The following is a 16,398-nucleotide window of genomic DNA, read 5'->3' on the forward strand; positions in this document are numbered from 1 at the left end:
TGGGACCTGCAGTAGAGGCGGCGTCGTGCTGGGAACCCCGGGCGGGATCCGCCCCGGGGGTCGCCGACGGGTCGGAGGATGCGGGATCGGGGGAGGCTGCGGAAGTGGACACTGGGAGCTCCTAGGACTTCTTGACCCGGTCGGTCTTGGTTTCGAAGTGGCGGGACAGAAGCCCCAGCGGCACGGTGATGATCAGGTAGCAGATGCCGGCCACGACGAGCGGGGTCAGCCCGGCGCCGGCGTCGGAGATGCCTTCGCGGCCGAACTTGGTGAGTTCGTACTGCTGCACGCCCATGCCCAGCAGATAGACCAGGGAGGAGTCCTTGGTCAGCAGGATGACCTCGTTGGTCAGCGGCGGCAGGACGATGCGCAGGGCCTGGGGGATCACGATCGTGACCATGGCGCGGGTGTGGGACATGCCCAGGGAGCGGGCAGCCTCGTACTGCCCCGGGGGCACGGCCTGCAGACCTGCGCGGAGGGACTCGGCGATGTACGCGGCGGCGACCACGCCGAGCGCGATCATCACGGTCACGTAGTGGTTGAAGCGGAATCCGAAGGCCAGGGGGATGCCGTAGCCCAGGGCCAGGAACACGAGCAGCGCGGGCACGCCGCGGAAGAACTCGATGTAGAGGGTCGCGATCCACCGGTAGGGCGCCACGGAGGAGAGCTTCATGAGCGCGAGGACCACACCCAGGGTCAGGCCCACCACGAAGCCCAGGACCGTGTAGATCAGGGTGTTCTTCAGCGCCACGGTGATGATCCCGGGGAACTGGTTCAGTGCGACCTCGGGGTTGAACACGCGCTGGTAGAGCACGTTCCAGTCCGCGAGGAACACGAGTGCTACCAGTACGACGACGAGTACGGCGTACTGGATGCCCCGCGACAGCTTGGCGCGCTGCCGGGTGGTCATGGCCATGGATGTCTCCCTGTCCGTGGGTTGCCCACATATGCGTGCCGGGCGGTGTCACACCGCCCGGCACGGATGTCCTGCTCTCGGGGAGTGGAGCCTACAGGCCCATCCACTCCTTCTTCATCTTGTCCATGGTGCCGTCGCTCGTGATGCGGTCCAGGGTCTTGTTCACGGAGTCGAGGATCTCGGTGTTGCCCTTCTTCACGGCCACGCCCAGGTTCTCGTTGGTGTCCACGGTCTGCACGACCTCGAGGTCCGGGTTGTCCTTCGCGCGCTTGGACAGCGTGGAGATGTTCCCGGACACGGCCTGCACGCCACCGGACTCGAGGGACTGGAACATGAGCTCCACGTCTTCGAACTGCTGGGTCTTCAGGTGCTTGTCCTTGGCGAACTGCTCACCGGAGGTGGCCTGCTGTACGCCCACGGTCTTGTCCCCCACGGAGTCGAAGCCGCGGATCCCGGAATCCTTGGTGGTCAGCAGGGCGATCTGGTCGTTGAAGTACGGCTTGGAGAAGTCCACGGACTGCTTGCGGGCGTCCGTGATGGTGATCCCGGAAATGGCGGCGTCGCACTGGTCGGTGTCCAGCGCCGCTCCGGACTCGAGGGTCTCGAAGTTCGCCTGCACGACGTTCTTCTCCCGGCCCAGGTCCTTGGCGATCTCGTCCCCCAGGGACATGTCGAAGCCCACGATCTTGCCGTCCTTCTCGAACTCGAACGGCGGGTACGGAGAGTTGGTGCACACGGTGAACGTGTCGGAGCCACCGGCCTGGGAGCCGCCCCCGGAGGTCGATTCACAACCGGTCAGTGCCAAGCCTGCGGCGGAGAGGACGGCGAGCGCGGGAACGAGTCGGCGCAGGGTTGACATGTGTGCTCCTCGGGGAGATGTGGGGTTCCGGGTGAAACTCGTGGCGATTTTACTACGGGGTGCCCGGATCGGCCCGGAATCCCTTTACTCCCGGTCCCACCGTGCGGGCAGGGACTCGAGCATGGGGCGCAGTTTCGCCCAGGTCTCGGCGAGCTCGGCGCGCGGATCGGATTCGGCCACGATCCCGCAGCCGGCGCTCACGCGCGCCCGGTGCGCGTCCAGCTGCACGGCCCCGCGCAGGGCGATGCCCCACTCGCCGTTACCTGCGCCGTCGAGCCAGCCCACAGGGCCGGCGTAGAGCCCACGGTCCATGCGTTCGAGGTCCTCGATCACGGCCCCGGCGGTCTCGGTGGGCGTCCCGCACACCGCGGCGGTCGGGTGGACGGCCTCCGCGAGTTCGAGGGCCGAGGGCAGGGTCCCGTCCACGCCCGCACGCAATTGCGCGGTGACGTCCGACGCGAGATGCCACACGTTCGGCAGCGCCAGGATGAAGGGGTGCTCGCCGCCGGAGACCTCATCCGCGTACGGGGACAGCCCCGTGATCAGAGAGTCCACGGCGAAGCGGTGTTCGCGCTGTTGCTTCTCGGACCCGCCCAGCTCGGTACCAGCGAAGTCCTCGGGGTTGGCGCCGTCCGGCAGGTCCTGGCGGTCCAGGGTCCCGGCGAGCACACGGGCCGTGGCGGTGCCGCGATGCACCCGGATGAGCATCTCGGGGGTCGCGCCGAGCAACCGGCCCGCACCCTCCCCGTCGTCCGGGCCCTCCTGCTCGGAACCTTCCTGCTCCGGGCCCAGGCGCACGCAGTACGTCCAGCACGTGGCGAAGCGTTCGCTCAACCGCCCCAGCACCGCACCGAGTTCGATGGGCCGCCCGGTGTCCACGACCACGTCCCGCGCGAGCACGAGCTTGTCGAGCTCCCCCGCGCGGATCATCCCCACGCCGTCCGCGACGGCCTCCATCCAGTGCTGTTCGTCCAGGGTCCCGGGCACGGCCGTGGGGTACGACGACGCCGCTGCGTCCGGTTCCTCAGGCCGCGCCACCGCGGGTGCGGCGCGCACGAGGCGACGCCACGCGGCGTCGACGTCCTCGACCGTGGGTTCAGACGGTCCGGTGGAGATCAGGGTGAGCCACGCGCCATGGGCGTCGGTGCCGATCACGAGCTCGGGGACCATGAGCCCGGAGTCCACCGTGGAGGACGGCGCGAACGCGAACGCCCCGAAGGCCAGCAAACCGGTGCCGGGGCGCTGCACGGAGTCATGCACGGTCGCGTCCTGGCGAAGCTCGTCCCACCACACGCGCGCGGAGGTGAACCGGGTCCCGCCCCGCACGCGGTAGGCCGCCACGCGACCGAGGCCGACGATTCCCTTGCCGCGCATGATCCACGTGGCCGGGTCCGCGCTGCCCAGCAACCGCCGGACGTCCGGGTTGCGGGCGAACTCTGCTGCCGCGGGAACCTCGGACAGGGGAAGGGTGAGCGCACTCAGGCGGGGCGCGGGGAACTCGGGTGTCATCGTCCTCAAGCATAGGACGCGCGCGTGGGCGCGGCGGTGTCGGTCGGGTGGGACCGGGACCGGCCCGGCTTCCTGCCGAGTCCGTGGGCGGAGCGACGACGGCGGGCACGGCGTACGTGGCGAGGCCCGCGCCACCGCATGGATGGCGGCGGTCGCGGCGACGGCGGGGACAGCGGCGTCGGCGGGCGATGACACAATGGGCGGGTGGTCCGTCCAGCACGCGGGCGCGCCGACATCACAAGGAAGAACACAGGAAGCGGAGGGCCGCGGCGCAGTGAAGGTCTTGATCAGCGGGGGAGGCCCCGCCGGTGCCACGGCGGCGTACTGGTTGGCGAGCCAGGGGATCGCGGTGACCGTGCTCGAGAAGAGCGGCTACCCGCGGGAGAAGGTGTGCGGGGACGGGCTCACGCCGCGGGCCGTGCGCCAGATGCAGCTCATGGGCTTGCCGCACGGCGCCGCGGAGGGTTATAAGGCCAACAAGGGACTGCGACTCGTGGCGTCCGGGCGCACCGTGGAGGTCCCGTGGCCCGAACTGACCGATTTCCCGTCCTACGGACTCGTGCGCACGCGCGCGGGTTTCGACGAGGACCTGGTGCGGCACGCCCGGCGTGCCGGTGCGCACGTGATCGAGCACCGCACGGTGCGGGACGTGCTGCGTGATGACACCGGGCGGATCGTGGGCGTGCAGGCAGCCGTGATGGACCCGGCGACCGGGCGACGCACATCCGAGACGGAGGAGCACCGCGCGGACCTCGTGCTCGCCGCGGACGGCAACTCGACCCGCACCGCCGTGGCCGCGGGTCTGCACCGGCGCACGGATCGGCCCCTGGGCGTGGCCGTGCGCACGTACTACCGTTCCCCGCGCTCGGAGCTCGACTGGATGGAGGGGTGGCTCGAACTCGCGGACGGCACGGACCCCGAGCGCTCCCTGCTGCCCGGCTACGGCTGGGTCTTCGGCGTGGGGGACGGCACCGCGAACGTGGGCCTGGGCATCCTGGACACCTCGCCCGCGTTCGGCAAGCTCGACTACCGCGCGGTGCTGCGTGACTGGGCCGCGTCCATGCCCGCCGAGTGGACCTTTGACCCGGAGCACCAGGTGGGCCGGGTGGGTTCGGCCGCGCTGCCCATGGCCGGCAACCGCACCCCGCACTACGTTCCCGGGCTCATGCTGGTCGGGGACTCCGCGGGGCTCGTGTCCCCGTTCAACGGAGAGGGGATCTCCAACGCCATGGAGTCCGCGCTGTTCGCGGCGTCGTGCATCGTGGACGCCGCCGAGGCCAACGGGCCCCAGCAACGGGAGAACGCGCTCGCCCGCTACCCGCAGCTCGTGCGCGCCGAATGGGGGGCCCATTTCACGCAGGGCCGGGCGCTCGCCGAGCTCATCGGCCACCCGGCGATCCTCACCGCGGGCCTACGGGCGGGGATGAGCGTCCCGGCCATGATGCGCTTCGCGGTGCGGGTCATGACGGAACTGTCGGACCGGCCCGCCCGGACTGTGACCGATCGCGCGATCGCGGTGCTGGACGCACTGACCCCCGCGAGCTGAATTGTCGATAGAGTGGTGGATCGTGACTGACCCCAGCCGCCCGAATGACTCCCTGCGCTTGCCCGAAGGGTTCGAGCTCATCGCCCAGGACTCCCACCTGGGCCCGCTCATGCTGCGCAGCCTCGATCGGATCGAGCAGCGGCTGGCAGAGTCCGTGCACTCCGCGGACCGGATCGCGGACGTCACGGCCCGGCACCTGCTCGACGCCGGCGGTAAACGGGTGCGGCCCCTCCTCACGCTGCTCGCGGCGGAAGTGGCCGGTGAGGTCACGGACGAGGTCATCGAGGCCGCCGCGGTCGTGGAACTGACCCACCTGGCCTCCCTCTACCACGACGACGTCATGGACTCCGCCCCCATGCGCCGGGGCGTGCAGACCGCGCACACGGTGTGGGGCAACACCGTGGCCATCCTCACCGGGGACATGATCTTCGCGCGTGCCTCCGCCATGGTCTCCGCACTGGGCCAGGAACCCCTCATGATCCAGGCGACCACGTTCGAGCGCCTGGTGATCGGGCAGCTGCAGGAGACCACCGGTCCCGCTCCGGACGAGGATCCCGTGGCCCACTACATCAAGGTGCTCTCCGGTAAGACCGGTTCGTTGATCGCCGCGAGCGGTCAGTACGGCGCCCTGCTGGGCGGGGGGCCCCGCTCCGTGGTGGATCTCATGGTCGTCTACGGCGAGAAGGTGGGACTCGCGTTCCAGCTCGCGGACGACATCATCGACCTCACCGGCCACCCGGACGTCTCCGGCAAGATACGCGGTACGGATCTGCGCGAGGGCGTGGACACCCTCCCGGTCCTGCTGTTGCGCCGCGACGCCGCCGGCTCCGACCCGGCCGCCGCGGCCTCCGCGCGCGAGCTGCTCGAGCTCGTGGACGGGGACCTGTCCGACGACGCCGCCCTGGCCCGCGCCGTCGAGGCCGTGTCCGAGCACCCCGCGGCTGCGGAGGCGTGGCAGATTGCCAACGACTGGGCGGACGAGGCCATCGCGGCCCTCGAACCGCTCGACGATTCCGTGGCCAAAGCGGCACTGATCGAATTCGCGCACGGCGTGGTGCATCGCAGGGGCTGAGTTCTCAGTAAGCTTGGCGCATCCGTAATCCACTTGCGCGCCACGAGGGCTTCCGCGTGCGCGCCGATGGGATTCGTCCCGCGTGAGGTTCATCCATGTCCACAGACACGACACGTGGTCGCGCCGCGAAGGAAGCATTTTCCGGGCGCACCATGTTCATCTTCGCCGCCATCGGCTCCGCCGTGGGGCTCGGCAACATCTGGCGGTTCCCGTACGTCGCGTTCGACAACGGCGGCGGCGCCTTCATCATCCCCTACCTGGTGGCCCTGCTGACCGCCGGTATCCCGCTGCTCATGCTCGACTACGCGGTGGGTCACCGCTACCGCGGGTCCGCCCCGCTGTCCTTCCGACGGCTGCACCCCAAACTCGAGACCATCGGGTGGTGGCAGCTGGCCATCTGCGTGGTGATCGCCGTGTACTACGCCCTGATCATCGGATGGGCCATGCAGTACACCGTGTTCTCGTTCAGCAAGGCGTGGGGGGACGACCCCGCGACCTTCTTTATGAGCGACTACATGCGGGTCTCGGACGAGGTCACGATCGGCTTCGACTTCATCTGGCCGGTGTTCATCGCCACGGCCATCGCGTGGCTCGTGCTGCTGATCGTGCTGATGATGGGCGTGCAGAACGGGATCGGGAAGATCAACGTGGTGTTGATCCCGCTGCTCGTGGTCATGTTCTTGATCATGGTGGGCATGGCCCTGACGCTGCCGGGTGCCGCCGCGGGTCTGGATGCCCTGTTCACCCCGTCCTGGTCCGCACTGGGTGATTCCTCCGTGTGGGTCGCGGCCTACGGGCAGATCTTCTTCTCCCTCTCGGTGGGTTTCGGCATCATGGTCACCTACGCGTCCTACCTCAAGCCCCGCTCGGACCTCTCCGGCTCCGCACTCGTGGTCGGTTTCGCGAACTCGTCCTTCGAGATCCTCGCCGGTATCGGCGTGTTCGCAGCACTCGGCTTCATGGCCTCGGCCTCCGGGACGGAAGTCGCCGACGTCGCGACGTCCGGGATCGGTCTCGCGTTCATCGCCTTCCCGGCCATCATCTCCCAGGCCCCGTTCGGCACGCTGATCGGTGTGCTGTTCTTCGGTGCCCTGTCGTTCGCCGGGTTCACGTCCCTGATCTCCATCGTGGAGGTCATCGTGGCCGGTTTCCGCGACAAGCTCGGGCTCTCGCGCCCCGCGGCCGTGGCCCTCGTGGTCATCCCGCTCGCCGCGATCTCCCTGCTGTTCTTCCCCACGACCACGGGGCTGAACCTGTTGGACGTCGTGGACGCGTTCGTGAACAACTTCGGCATCGTGGCCGCGGCCCTGGTGTCCGTGCTGTTGCTCACCGCGGGCTTCTCGGCGTTGCCCACGCTGCGTGACCACATCAACTCGGTCTCGTCCTTCAAGCTCGGGCGCACGTGGATGATCATGGTGGGCGGTGTGACCCCGGTGATCCTGGGCTACATCCTCATCGACCAGCTCACCGAGACCGTGTCCCAGGGCTACAACGACATGCCGCAGTGGTTCGTGAACACGTTCGGGTGGGGGATGGCCGTGGCCCTGATCGTCTTTGCCTACCTGCTGTCCCGACTGCCCTGGTCCCGGCGCACCGCGGAGGCCCTCACGAGCCCCGCCCCCGCCATCCAGGACGCCTACGTGGACCGCGGCACCCTCGCGCGCCACAAGCCCCTGTCCCACTACCAGGACACCGCGACCCGCACCCCCGCACTGGGCCAGGACTTCTCCCTGCGCGCCATCGAGGACGGGACCGTGGTGCAGCGTCAGGCCCCGTGGGCGCACGCCGGATCGGGTCACACCGACCCTGTCGGCGACGCCGCGGGCCGGTCGTCCGCCCAGGTCCAGCCCCGCCGCTCGGAAGGAGAACTCTCATGAGCACCATTTCCGTCGTCATGATGATCGTGGCCATGGTCACCGTGTGGGGTGGGCTGTTGCTCGCCCTGATCAACATCAAGCGCTCGCCCGAGGAGGTCGACGAGCTCGACACCCCGTCGGAGGGCTCCCATGAGGACGCCGCGCACCGCGCGGCCACCGACGGTGACCCGGGATCCCGGGTGAACGCCGGCGCGGCTCCCGAGTCGCGGATCTGATTCACGCGGTCCCATGAGAGAAGGCCACCCCTGGTCAAGGGTGGCCTTTTCTCGTTCCGGGACTCAGGACCCGGGACCCGGTATCCCGGACACGGGACCGAGAACGATGCCGGGACCCGGACCGCGCGGCGACGGTAGCGTGGGGCGTGCGCTCAGCGGCGGGGGAGACGGGGCGCGCGGGGCGCGCGGACGGCGTCGAGCACGAGCAGCACCACGGCGAGCCACACGAGGCCGAAACCGACCCAGCGCTCCGGGGGCATCTCCTCGTGGAAGACCAGGACGGCCAGGATGAACTGGCCGATCGGTGCGATGTACTGCAGCATGCCCACGGTGCTCAGGGGCAGCCGGGCGGCGGCGGCGCCGAACAGCAGGAGCGGAACAGCGGTGATCACGCCGGAGGACAGCAGCAACAGGAAATGCCCGGTGCCCTCGGAGGTCAGGGTGATCTGTCCCTGGGCGCCCAGCAGCGCGACCGCCACGAGCGCGAGCGGCGTGATCATGGCGGTCTCCCCGGTGAGGGTGATCAGCGCGGGATAGCGCGAGCCCACGCGGGACTTAACCAGGCCGTAGAAGCCGAACGTGAAGGCGAGGCCCAGTGAGAGCCACGGCACCGCGCCGTAGAACACGGCCATGATCACCACGGCCAGCGCACCCACGGCGATCGCGGTCCACTGCAGGGGGCGCAGCTTCTCGTGCAGCACCAGGACACCCAGCAGGATGGCCACGAGCGGGTTGATGAAGTACCCCAGGGACGCCTCGAGGGTGTGCCCCGTGGTCGTGGCGACCGTGTACAGCAACCAGTTCCCGGCGATCAGCACACCGGCCACCGTGAGCGCGAGCACCGCCGAGCCGTCCCGGAACAACCGGATGAACCGGCCCACGGAGTGGGTCACGGCCAGCATCAGCAGACAGACCACCAGGGAGAAGACAATGCGCAGGGCCACGATCTCGTACGCCGTGGCCGGGGCCAGGACCACGAAGTACAGGGGCAGCAACCCCCAGATCCCGTACGCGGCGAACCCGTAGCCGAAACCGGCCCGGGCCCTCTTCTGCTGGTGAGGGCCCGGGCCGGAAGTCGCGTTGTCAGTCACCGTCCGATCCTATCCCCGGTGACCGCCGCGTCGGTTCGCGATCAGAGGTCGAAGAAACGGCTCAGGAAACCGCGCTTCTTCTTGCCCTTCTTCTCCGCCTGCTCGTTGGTCTCGACCTCCTGGCCGTCCACCACGGCGGGGGCGGAGATGTCGTCCTCAGCAGCGCCGGGGCCGGCGACGGTCTCGCGGGCGACCACCGTCTCCCGCTCGGCCCGCTCGCGGGCCACGGTGTCCTCGGAAACGTCCCGCAGGACTGGCTGCTCCGTCGCGGGTTCGCTCGGTTCCGGCGCAGTGGGTTCGCGCGTGTCCCGCGCCGCGTCCTCGTCCTGCATCCCCGGCTGGGCCGCGGCGAACTCGGGGTCCGGGATCCGGGACATGGCCGTGGTGTTGGGGTGCGGGGAGGCCTGTGGGCCGGCGGTGGCCGCGTCCCCGGAGGGACCGGGCAGCACCGTGGTCTCCACGCGACCCGGCTCGGCGGGTCCGGAGGTGGGTTCCTGGTCGAACGGGCGGTCCGGGTCCCGCACCTCGCTCGCGGGGACGGCCACGTCCCCCTCGGGCTGCTCGGGCTCGGGCGCCTCGATCTCCTCGCGGGACAGCTCGCTGGGCAGCGGCTCCTCCTGCTCGGACGCGGACGACGCCGCTGCGGCGGCTTCTTCACGCTCGCGCCGCTTGCGTTCGGCGGACTCCACGCGCTGCTGCTCACCGAGCTGCTCGGCCTGGGCCACCGCGGCACGGCGGTCCTCGAGCAGGGCCTCGCGGTGGGTCTGCGCCTGGTGTTCGAGCTCGCGCAGTTCGTCCTCGCCCACGGAGGGCTCAGCGGGTTCCACGCCCGTGATCTGGTGGTCGTCGAACCAGAAGCGCTGAGCGCCGTCGTGCACGGTGACCACACAGGTGGCGTCCGTGTCCCACTCCACGTGGGCGCCGCGCAGCTTGGCGTAGCTGGCTACGGCGAGGTTGTGGTCCACGGCGGTGTCCGTGGTCAGGGATTCCCCGATGACCTGCATCATGCGCTGCTCCGTGAGTCGGGGCAGCTCGAACTCGGGGCCGTCCAGCAGCAACCACGCCGTGATGTTGCCACCGGCGCGCGCGGGATAGTGGGCGTAGAGACCCGTGACGGCCTTGGCGGCCAGGGTCAGCCTGCGGGCCAGACCGTCCTCGAGGGGCAGCTCGTCCGTGGTCAGCTCGGAGACCTCGTGACGCTCACCGGCCTGCTTGGCCTGCACGGCGGCGGAGACCACGCGCGGGTTGAAATGCCCAAGCTCCTGCCACGACCACACGAAGGACCCGCGGGACGCAGATTCGGTGCCCAACAGGTAGGGGGTCAGGGTGACGGGAGGCGTGGTTTGCAGGGTGAACGACGGCGCGGAAAAGTCCACGTCCCACTCCGCGCCCTGGGACAGTTCCGCCAGCACTGCCTGGTATTCGGTGGAAAGGAAGATCGACGCGTCGATCAACTCCTGCAAAGTTTTCGTCATGGGTCCAGGCTAACAACTGGCGCGGACGCCAGCGCGCGCCGGACGGCACGTCGGTGCCTGTGGGGCCCCTGTATCCGCCCGCGGCACGTACCCGACGACGACGCCGCGGCCGCACCGAGCGACGTCGCACCCCGCGGCCGTGTTGGGACCTCGCACGCGAGCGGTTCGTTAGGCTGGGGGCGCGCGGCGCCCGGCAGCGACCGGGGGAGATCGCGCGAATTTACAGCGAGCGGACCCGTGGCTCACGGGTCGAAGGGACACCACACCATGACCTCTGAGCCTCGGCCCGAATCGACGACCCCCGCACCCGGTGAGCGTGAACTCGTCGCACGGGTGGGCGAATGGGTGATGTCCGTCCTGCGCACGGAACCGGGCTGGGACACCATGCTCGTGGAGTTCAAGCCCCAGGGCGGGCGGGTCCATCTGCGGGTGGTCGAGAACAGGGACGGCTCCGTGATCCCCGGGGCGGCAGGGCCCATCAAGCAGGACAGCCCGGTGCTGGAGACGATCGCGCAACTGCAGCGCAGCTGCGCGGTGCCCGGGCGGGGAAGCTGGTTCACCGCGTCCGTGAGCATCGCCGCGAGCGGGTGGCCCGAACCCACGCTGCACACGAGCGCGTCCTACAATTTCCGGGAGCTGCCCCGCCCCTACGCGGACGAGGGCGCCTACACGGGCCGGGACGTGCTGGCTCAGCTGACTGAGTTCCCGCGTACCCAGGAGCGTACGCCGCTGTGGGCCTTGGAACTGGCCGATGAGGCCGGGGTCGAGCTGCCGTTCGCACCGGCCTCCGAGGACGACTCCCACGGGGACGTGCACCCCCGGTTGCGCGCGGCGGCCGAGGCGTTCACTCGCGAACCCGGGGAGCGGACCCTGGCCGGGGCCCTGCGCGAGGCGTTGGCCGGGACCGTGCTGCTGGACATCTCCGGATCGGACCTGGTCCCGGGGGAGGACGGTCAGCCCGTGGGGCCGCAGTCCCACATCCGGGTCCAGGCGGTCGCCCAACCCGACGGTGGTCGCGCACTGGCCGTGTATACGACCGCCGAGCAGGCCCGCGAGATGTTCACCCGCAGCAACAAGAACCCGGATCTGGCCGAACCCGTCCTGCTGCGCCAGCGCGCGAGCGCGATGATCGAGATGGTCGCGCAGGACACCCAGTACGACGAGATCGTGGTGGACCCGGCGTCCGAACACGCCCTGCGGATCCCCCGCCAGCAGATCGAGTGGGTGGGCCGCTCACCCCACAACGAGGCACTCAAGCAAGCGCTGCTGGACAATGCCATGGCGGACGTCCTGGGGGCCCTGCTCAACCCGAACGGCCACCTCATGCTCGGCACCCGGGACGAGGGGGAGAACGCGATCCCGGTCATGGTCCAACCCTCCGAGGAGGGCGCCGCACCGGATACCCTGCTGGTCTTCACATCCGCGGCGGAGGTGGCCGCCCTGGACCCGGCGCTCACGGTGCGCTCGGCCCCGTCCCGGAAGATCCTGGAGTTCGCGCTCGAATCGGGTGCGGCGGCCATCTGCCTCAATGCCATGGCCCCCGTGGCCACCCTGCCCACGGCGCAGCTGCGGGAGATGCTGGAGCTCGTCACGCAGCGCGAACAGGGCGGTACCTCGCAGCCTCGCGACTGAGAGGTCGGTGGGTCGGAATTGCGGCGCATCTCGTCCGCAGTTTCCACACCCGCGGGGCGTGTCCGGGGGTGCGCCAGGGCTGTATGCCAGGGCCGCGCGTAAGGGAGCCGGTGTCAGCGTGGCTCAGCGGGCCTCGGTCGCGCTCGCCGCGAGCTCTTCCTGGCAGCGGGGGCACACACCCCGGTAGACGACCTCCGCGGCTAGCAGCTCGAAGCCGTGGTCCTGGGACGGCGTGAGGCACGGGGCATGGCCCACGGCGCACGGCACGTCCTGGACCACTCCGCAGCGCACGCAGTACGCATGGTGGTGGTTGTCCCCGGTGCTGATCTCGTAGCGCGCGGGGGATCCGGGCGGCTCGAACTTGGACACCATCCCGATCGCCGCGAGGTCCGCGAGGACCACGTAGACGGACTGGACGGACATATTGGGCAGCACGGAGCGGACCTGCTGCACGGTGTCCTCGGCGGTGGCGTGCGGGACCGCGGACACGGCGTCCAACACGGCAAGACGTTGTTTGGTGACCCTGCGCCCGTGCGAGCGCAGATGCGAGGTCCACGCATCCCGCGACGGGTGCGGCGCGGCCTGAACGGTGGTCTCCATGGGGTCCATTCTATTCTTATTCTGAGCTACTCACAATAGTTGCACTCACGGCGCTCCCGCGCTGTCAACGCCGCCGTCCCCGCCGACATGCCCCCCGCGGTCCCGGGTCACCGCCGTGGTGCGCTCGCAGCCCGCCCGCCGCGTGGGGCCGTCGCGGTCCGGGACGGGCGCGCGGAAGGCCGCGCGCAGCGGCGTCGTCATCCGTGACGGGACCCGCGAAAAAAGTTTTCGGATCTCGCGTCATGATTTCCGATCCCGTGCGTCTACGTAGTGGATCCCGCGCGGGCTGCGCGGGATCCCGGACGGTCCGATCGCTCTGGGACCGGCGAACCGGTGCCGCGATCACCACGGGGACACATCGCGCGGCACGCGGCGGGTGAGAGCGTCTCCTTGCCGGACGGGCTGTCCGGCGCGGGGGAGGGAGATGGCACTAGGAGACGGGGGCGGGACCGGCGTGGGGGCGCCGGTCCCGCCCCCGGCCATGACCGGGCCGGCGCGGTGACAGCGGGAACGCGGGGGAGGGGCGGGGTCGCGGAGTGCCGCGCAGCGCCCGCGGCTGTCACAATGGAGGTACCGAGTTACTTCCAGTGGGCAGAGAGCGCCATGTCACACAGAGCAGTTCCCGGCACCGGGGACCACCCGGGCCAGGGCGGCCAACGCATCAGCGACGAACACCTGTTACGCGCGGTCCGCGAAGGTGACTCGCATGCCTTCGCCACGCTCTACGAACGGCACCGCGGGGCGGCGCTGGCCGTGGCCCGCATGCATTCCCGCAACGAGCCGGAAGCGGAGGACCTCGTCTCCGAGGCGTTCACGCGCGTGTTCGCGCTGCTCAAGGAGGGCAAGGGCCCCCGGGAGTTCCTGCGCGCCTACCTCGTTACGGCCGTGTCCCGGCTCGCTGCGGACCGCGCCAACGAGCTGAGCCGCACGCGTCCCGTGGACCCCCAGCCGGACGGGCCGCTGGACCGTGTGCAACTGTTCGAGGACACCGTAGTGCGCCAGGTGGACTCCGTGGTGGTGGCCCGCGCGTTCGCGTCCCTGCCAGAGCGCTGGCAGGAAGTGCTGTGGTACCTCGAGATCGAGGGGCGCAAGCCGCGTCAGGTGGCCTCCGCCGTGGGCATTCAACCCAACGCGGTCTCCGCGCTGGGCACACGCGCACGGGAGGGACTCCGCACCGCCTACATGCAGGAACACGTCTCGGTGCGAGCACTCGAGGACTGCGGCGAGTACTCACGACAGCTCGGTGCGTTCGCGCGCGGTTCCCTGACCCCGTCACGCACCAAGGTCGTGCAGGAACACCTGGACCGGTGTCCCCGCTGCACCGCCGAGTACCTGCAGCTCCAGGACCTCGGGATCGGGATGCGCGGTTGGCTCCTGCCCGTCCTAGCCGGACTTCCGTTGTGGGCCGGCGCGGGCGGTCGGCTCGTGGACGCGCTCGCCGGCACGTCCCTGGCGGGCTTCGGGGCTGCCGCGTCCCAGGCTCCGGGAGTCGCGGGGACCCCGGCTTTCGATGGCGCGGCGGGGAGCGCCATGGCAACCTCCGGGGGTCCGGGTGCCGGCGGCTCCGTGGCCGGCGCGGGCGCCTCGTCCGGGGCTGCAGCCGCAGGGCAGTCCACGGGGATTGCTGCGTTCGCATCGTCCGGTATGGGCCTGGCGATCGCCGCGGTCGGCGTCCTGGTTGCGGCCGCCGCGGCCGTGGGGATCGTGGCCGTGTCCAACTCGCCGGACGATCCCTCGGGCGGTGCGCCCGCCGTCGCCGCCTCCCCGGATGTGAACTCTTCCGACGGCGACGCCGCTGCGTCTGGCGCCCGCGGTTCTTCCGAGACACCCGCAGCCGGTCGCGACGACGATGCGGACGGCAGTGATTCCCGCGATGGGGATTCCGCCGGTCGGGACTCGGACGGCGGTGCCGCCGATGGTGGAGATTCCGCGTCCGTGGCTCAGGGGGACTCGGGCGGTTCCGACGGTGGAGGGTCCGTGGCCCTCGGCGATTCCGACGCGTCCCGCCCCGAGCAGGCCCGCGAGGACGTCCCCCAGGGACAAGGCCCGGACGGCCAGGCCGGCCGCAATCAGGGTGACTCGCAAGGTCGCTGGCCGGGCGGTGCGCCACTGCCCGGGGACCCGGGTGCGCCGGGCAACGGAGCGGGCGGTGCGACGTCGTCCTCTGCCCCCGACCTCGGCACCGATCCGGACGTCCCGCCCACGCCGTCGCCGAGCCCGTTCCCGGGTGACGCGGACCCGGGAGGGAACCCCGCGGACCCGGGCGAGGGAACCTCCCCCGCGCCGTCGGACGCTACGCAAACACCGGTCCCGTCCCCCTCGACGGGGGTGGCACCACCGCCCCCGACGACCACGGACCCCGGCTGCGAGGTGTCGTTCGGACTGGGAGGGTGGGAGATCATCTGCCTCGACGGGCTGCCCCCCGCTGCCCACATTTCCCCCACTGCCCGCGCCGCCGTCCGCATTGGTACCGTCGGTATCCCTCAACATTTTCTTGCCCCGCTAGACCCCACAGGAGAACACTGAATGCACCGCCATTACAACGGACTGAAGACCGTGCTGCTGTTGGGCGGTATGTGGGTGGTGTTGCTGGCGATCGGCTGGATCATCGCCGGGGCCACGCGCAGCTCGTTCTTCATCATTTTGTTCGCAGTGATCGGGCTGATCGGTACCGCATACAGCTACTGGAACTCGGACAAGCTCGCCATCCGGTCCATGCGGGCGGTGCCCGTGAGCCCGCAACAGGCACCGGCCATGTACCGGATCGTGGAGGAGCTCTCCCGCCGGGCGGAGCAGCCCATGCCGCGGCTGTACATCGCGCCCACCATGAGCCCCAATGCGTTCGCCACCGGACGCAACCCGGACAACGCCGCGGTGTGCTGCACCGAGGGGATCCTGCAGATGCTCGACGAACGCGAGCTGCGCGCGGTGCTCGGCCACGAACTCATGCACGTGTACAACAGGGACATCCTGACCTCGTCCGTGGCGGCCGCGGTGGCGGGACTCATCACGTCCGCCGCGCAGGTGCTGCAGTTCGCGGCCATCTTCGGCGGCGGGCGCGGTGATGACAACCGCGGTGGCAACATGCTCGTGGGGTTGCTCATGGCGTTCCTCGCACCCGTCGCGGCCACCGTGATCCAGCTCGCCATCTCCCGCACGCGCGAGTACGACGCCGACGAGGACGGCGCCAAGCTCACCGGCGACCCCCTTGCGCTCGCCTCGGCACTGCGCAAGATCGAGGGCGGCGCGTCCCAGCGGCCCATGAACCCGGAGGACCAGAAGGTGGTCAACACGTCCCACCTGATGATCGCCAACCCGTTCCGCGGCGGTGCGGTCTCCGGCCTGTTCCGCACCCACCCCTCCACCGACGACCGCGTGCAGCGGCTGCAGAACATGGCACGCAACGGCGGGTTCTACGGCCGCTGACGCGGCGTTCGGGTTTCGACGTCGCGGTGGGCGTCGCGTGCGACCGGCCCGTCGCGTCGTCCCACGACTGCGGCCCGCGTGTCCGCCGTGGTGCCCGGGGGGGGCGAACCCCGTACGGAAGAAGCCGTGATCCCCGCTCGGGGCTCACGGCTTCCTGGTCTCCGGATGCGGACCGGCGTG

The 16,398-nt window shown here is 70.2% G+C and carries 13 protein-coding genes; 7 read left to right on the forward strand and 6 right to left on the reverse strand.

Translation table 11 applies throughout. The features are described from left to right. Positions 1-121 precede the first annotated feature (121 nt). The 3 genes from ACW9PK_RS08625 to ACW9PK_RS08635 all read right to left on the reverse strand — a co-directional run bounded on the left by ACW9PK_RS08625 (position 122) and on the right by ACW9PK_RS08635 (position 3,284). Positions 122-916 carry an amino acid ABC transporter permease gene (locus ACW9PK_RS08625; protein ID WP_064846689.1) on the reverse strand — a complete coding sequence of 265 codons (795 nt, stop codon included), beginning with the start codon at positions 914-916 and terminating at the stop codon, positions 122-124. A 91-nt stretch (positions 917-1,007) separates the two neighbouring features. Then, positions 1,008-1,775, reverse strand: a complete 768-nt coding sequence (locus tag ACW9PK_RS08630) for an ABC transporter substrate-binding protein (protein ID WP_085108367.1) — start codon at positions 1,773-1,775, stop codon at positions 1,008-1,010. 84 nt (positions 1,776-1,859) lie between these two features. Next, positions 1,860-3,284 (reverse strand): isochorismate synthase, encoded by a 1,425-nt coding sequence (locus ACW9PK_RS08635; RefSeq protein ID WP_167318152.1) that lies wholly within the window; start codon positions 3,282-3,284, stop codon positions 1,860-1,862. A gap of 274 nt (positions 3,285-3,558) precedes the next feature. Between ACW9PK_RS08635 and ACW9PK_RS08640 the strand changes: the two genes are divergently transcribed. The 4 genes from ACW9PK_RS08640 to ACW9PK_RS08655 all read left to right on the forward strand — a co-directional run bounded on the left by ACW9PK_RS08640 (position 3,559) and on the right by ACW9PK_RS08655 (position 7,994). Beyond that, entirely contained in the window at positions 3,559-4,830 is a 1,272-nt protein-coding gene (locus ACW9PK_RS08640) for a geranylgeranyl reductase family protein (RefSeq protein ID WP_457015568.1), read from the forward strand. A 109-nt stretch (positions 4,831-4,939) separates the two neighbouring features. Continuing rightward, on the forward strand, positions 4,940-5,902 hold the full coding sequence (locus ACW9PK_RS08645; protein ID WP_085108442.1) for a polyprenyl synthetase family protein: 963 nt from the start codon (positions 4,940-4,942) through the stop codon (positions 5,900-5,902). Between the two features lie 95 nt (positions 5,903-5,997). Further along, positions 5,998-7,779 carry a sodium-dependent transporter gene (locus ACW9PK_RS08650; RefSeq protein WP_368843968.1) on the forward strand — a complete coding sequence of 594 codons (1,782 nt, stop codon included), beginning with the start codon at positions 5,998-6,000 and terminating at the stop codon, positions 7,777-7,779. Continuing rightward, on the forward strand, positions 7,776-7,994 hold the full coding sequence (locus tag ACW9PK_RS08655; RefSeq protein ID WP_457015569.1) for a methionine/alanine import family NSS transporter small subunit: 219 nt from the start codon (positions 7,776-7,778) through the stop codon (positions 7,992-7,994). The genes ACW9PK_RS08650 and ACW9PK_RS08655 overlap by 4 nt, the downstream gene beginning before the upstream one ends. A gap of 152 nt (positions 7,995-8,146) precedes the next feature. Here the strand turns inward: ACW9PK_RS08655 and rarD are convergent, their stop codons facing one another. Together rarD and ACW9PK_RS08665 are read right to left on the reverse strand one after the other, a co-directional pair. Further along, positions 8,147-9,085: an EamA family transporter RarD gene (gene rarD, locus ACW9PK_RS08660; protein ID WP_085108381.1), complete on the reverse strand. Its 939-nt coding sequence runs from the start codon at positions 9,083-9,085 to the stop codon at positions 8,147-8,149. A gap of 41 nt (positions 9,086-9,126) precedes the next feature. Continuing rightward, positions 9,127-10,560 (reverse strand): DUF6882 domain-containing protein, encoded by a 1,434-nt coding sequence (locus ACW9PK_RS08665; protein WP_206398561.1) that lies wholly within the window; start codon positions 10,558-10,560, stop codon positions 9,127-9,129. 267 nt (positions 10,561-10,827) lie between these two features. Here ACW9PK_RS08665 and ACW9PK_RS08670 point away from each other — a divergent pair, with 267 nt between their 5' ends. Next, a complete protein-coding gene (locus ACW9PK_RS08670) occupies positions 10,828-12,192 on the forward strand; it encodes an SseB family protein (RefSeq protein ID WP_457015570.1) in 1,365 nt (454 codons plus the stop codon). A gap of 123 nt (positions 12,193-12,315) precedes the next feature. Here the strand turns inward: ACW9PK_RS08670 and ACW9PK_RS08675 are convergent, their stop codons facing one another. Next, on the reverse strand, positions 12,316-12,792 hold the full coding sequence (locus tag ACW9PK_RS08675) for a Fur family transcriptional regulator (protein ID WP_144931517.1): 477 nt from the start codon (positions 12,790-12,792) through the stop codon (positions 12,316-12,318). Between the two features lie 603 nt (positions 12,793-13,395). Between ACW9PK_RS08675 and ACW9PK_RS08680 the strand changes: the two genes are divergently transcribed. Beyond that, complete coding sequence (locus ACW9PK_RS08680) at positions 13,396-15,318, forward strand: sigma-70 family RNA polymerase sigma factor (RefSeq protein WP_457015571.1); 1,923 nt, start codon at positions 13,396-13,398, stop codon at positions 15,316-15,318. After that, a complete protein-coding gene (htpX, locus tag ACW9PK_RS08685; RefSeq protein WP_035960103.1) occupies positions 15,319-16,218 on the forward strand; it encodes a zinc metalloprotease HtpX in 900 nt (299 codons plus the stop codon). The last annotated feature ends 180 nt before the right edge of the window (positions 16,219-16,398 follow it).

Source organism: Kocuria sp. MNB10, assembly GCF_054073685.1.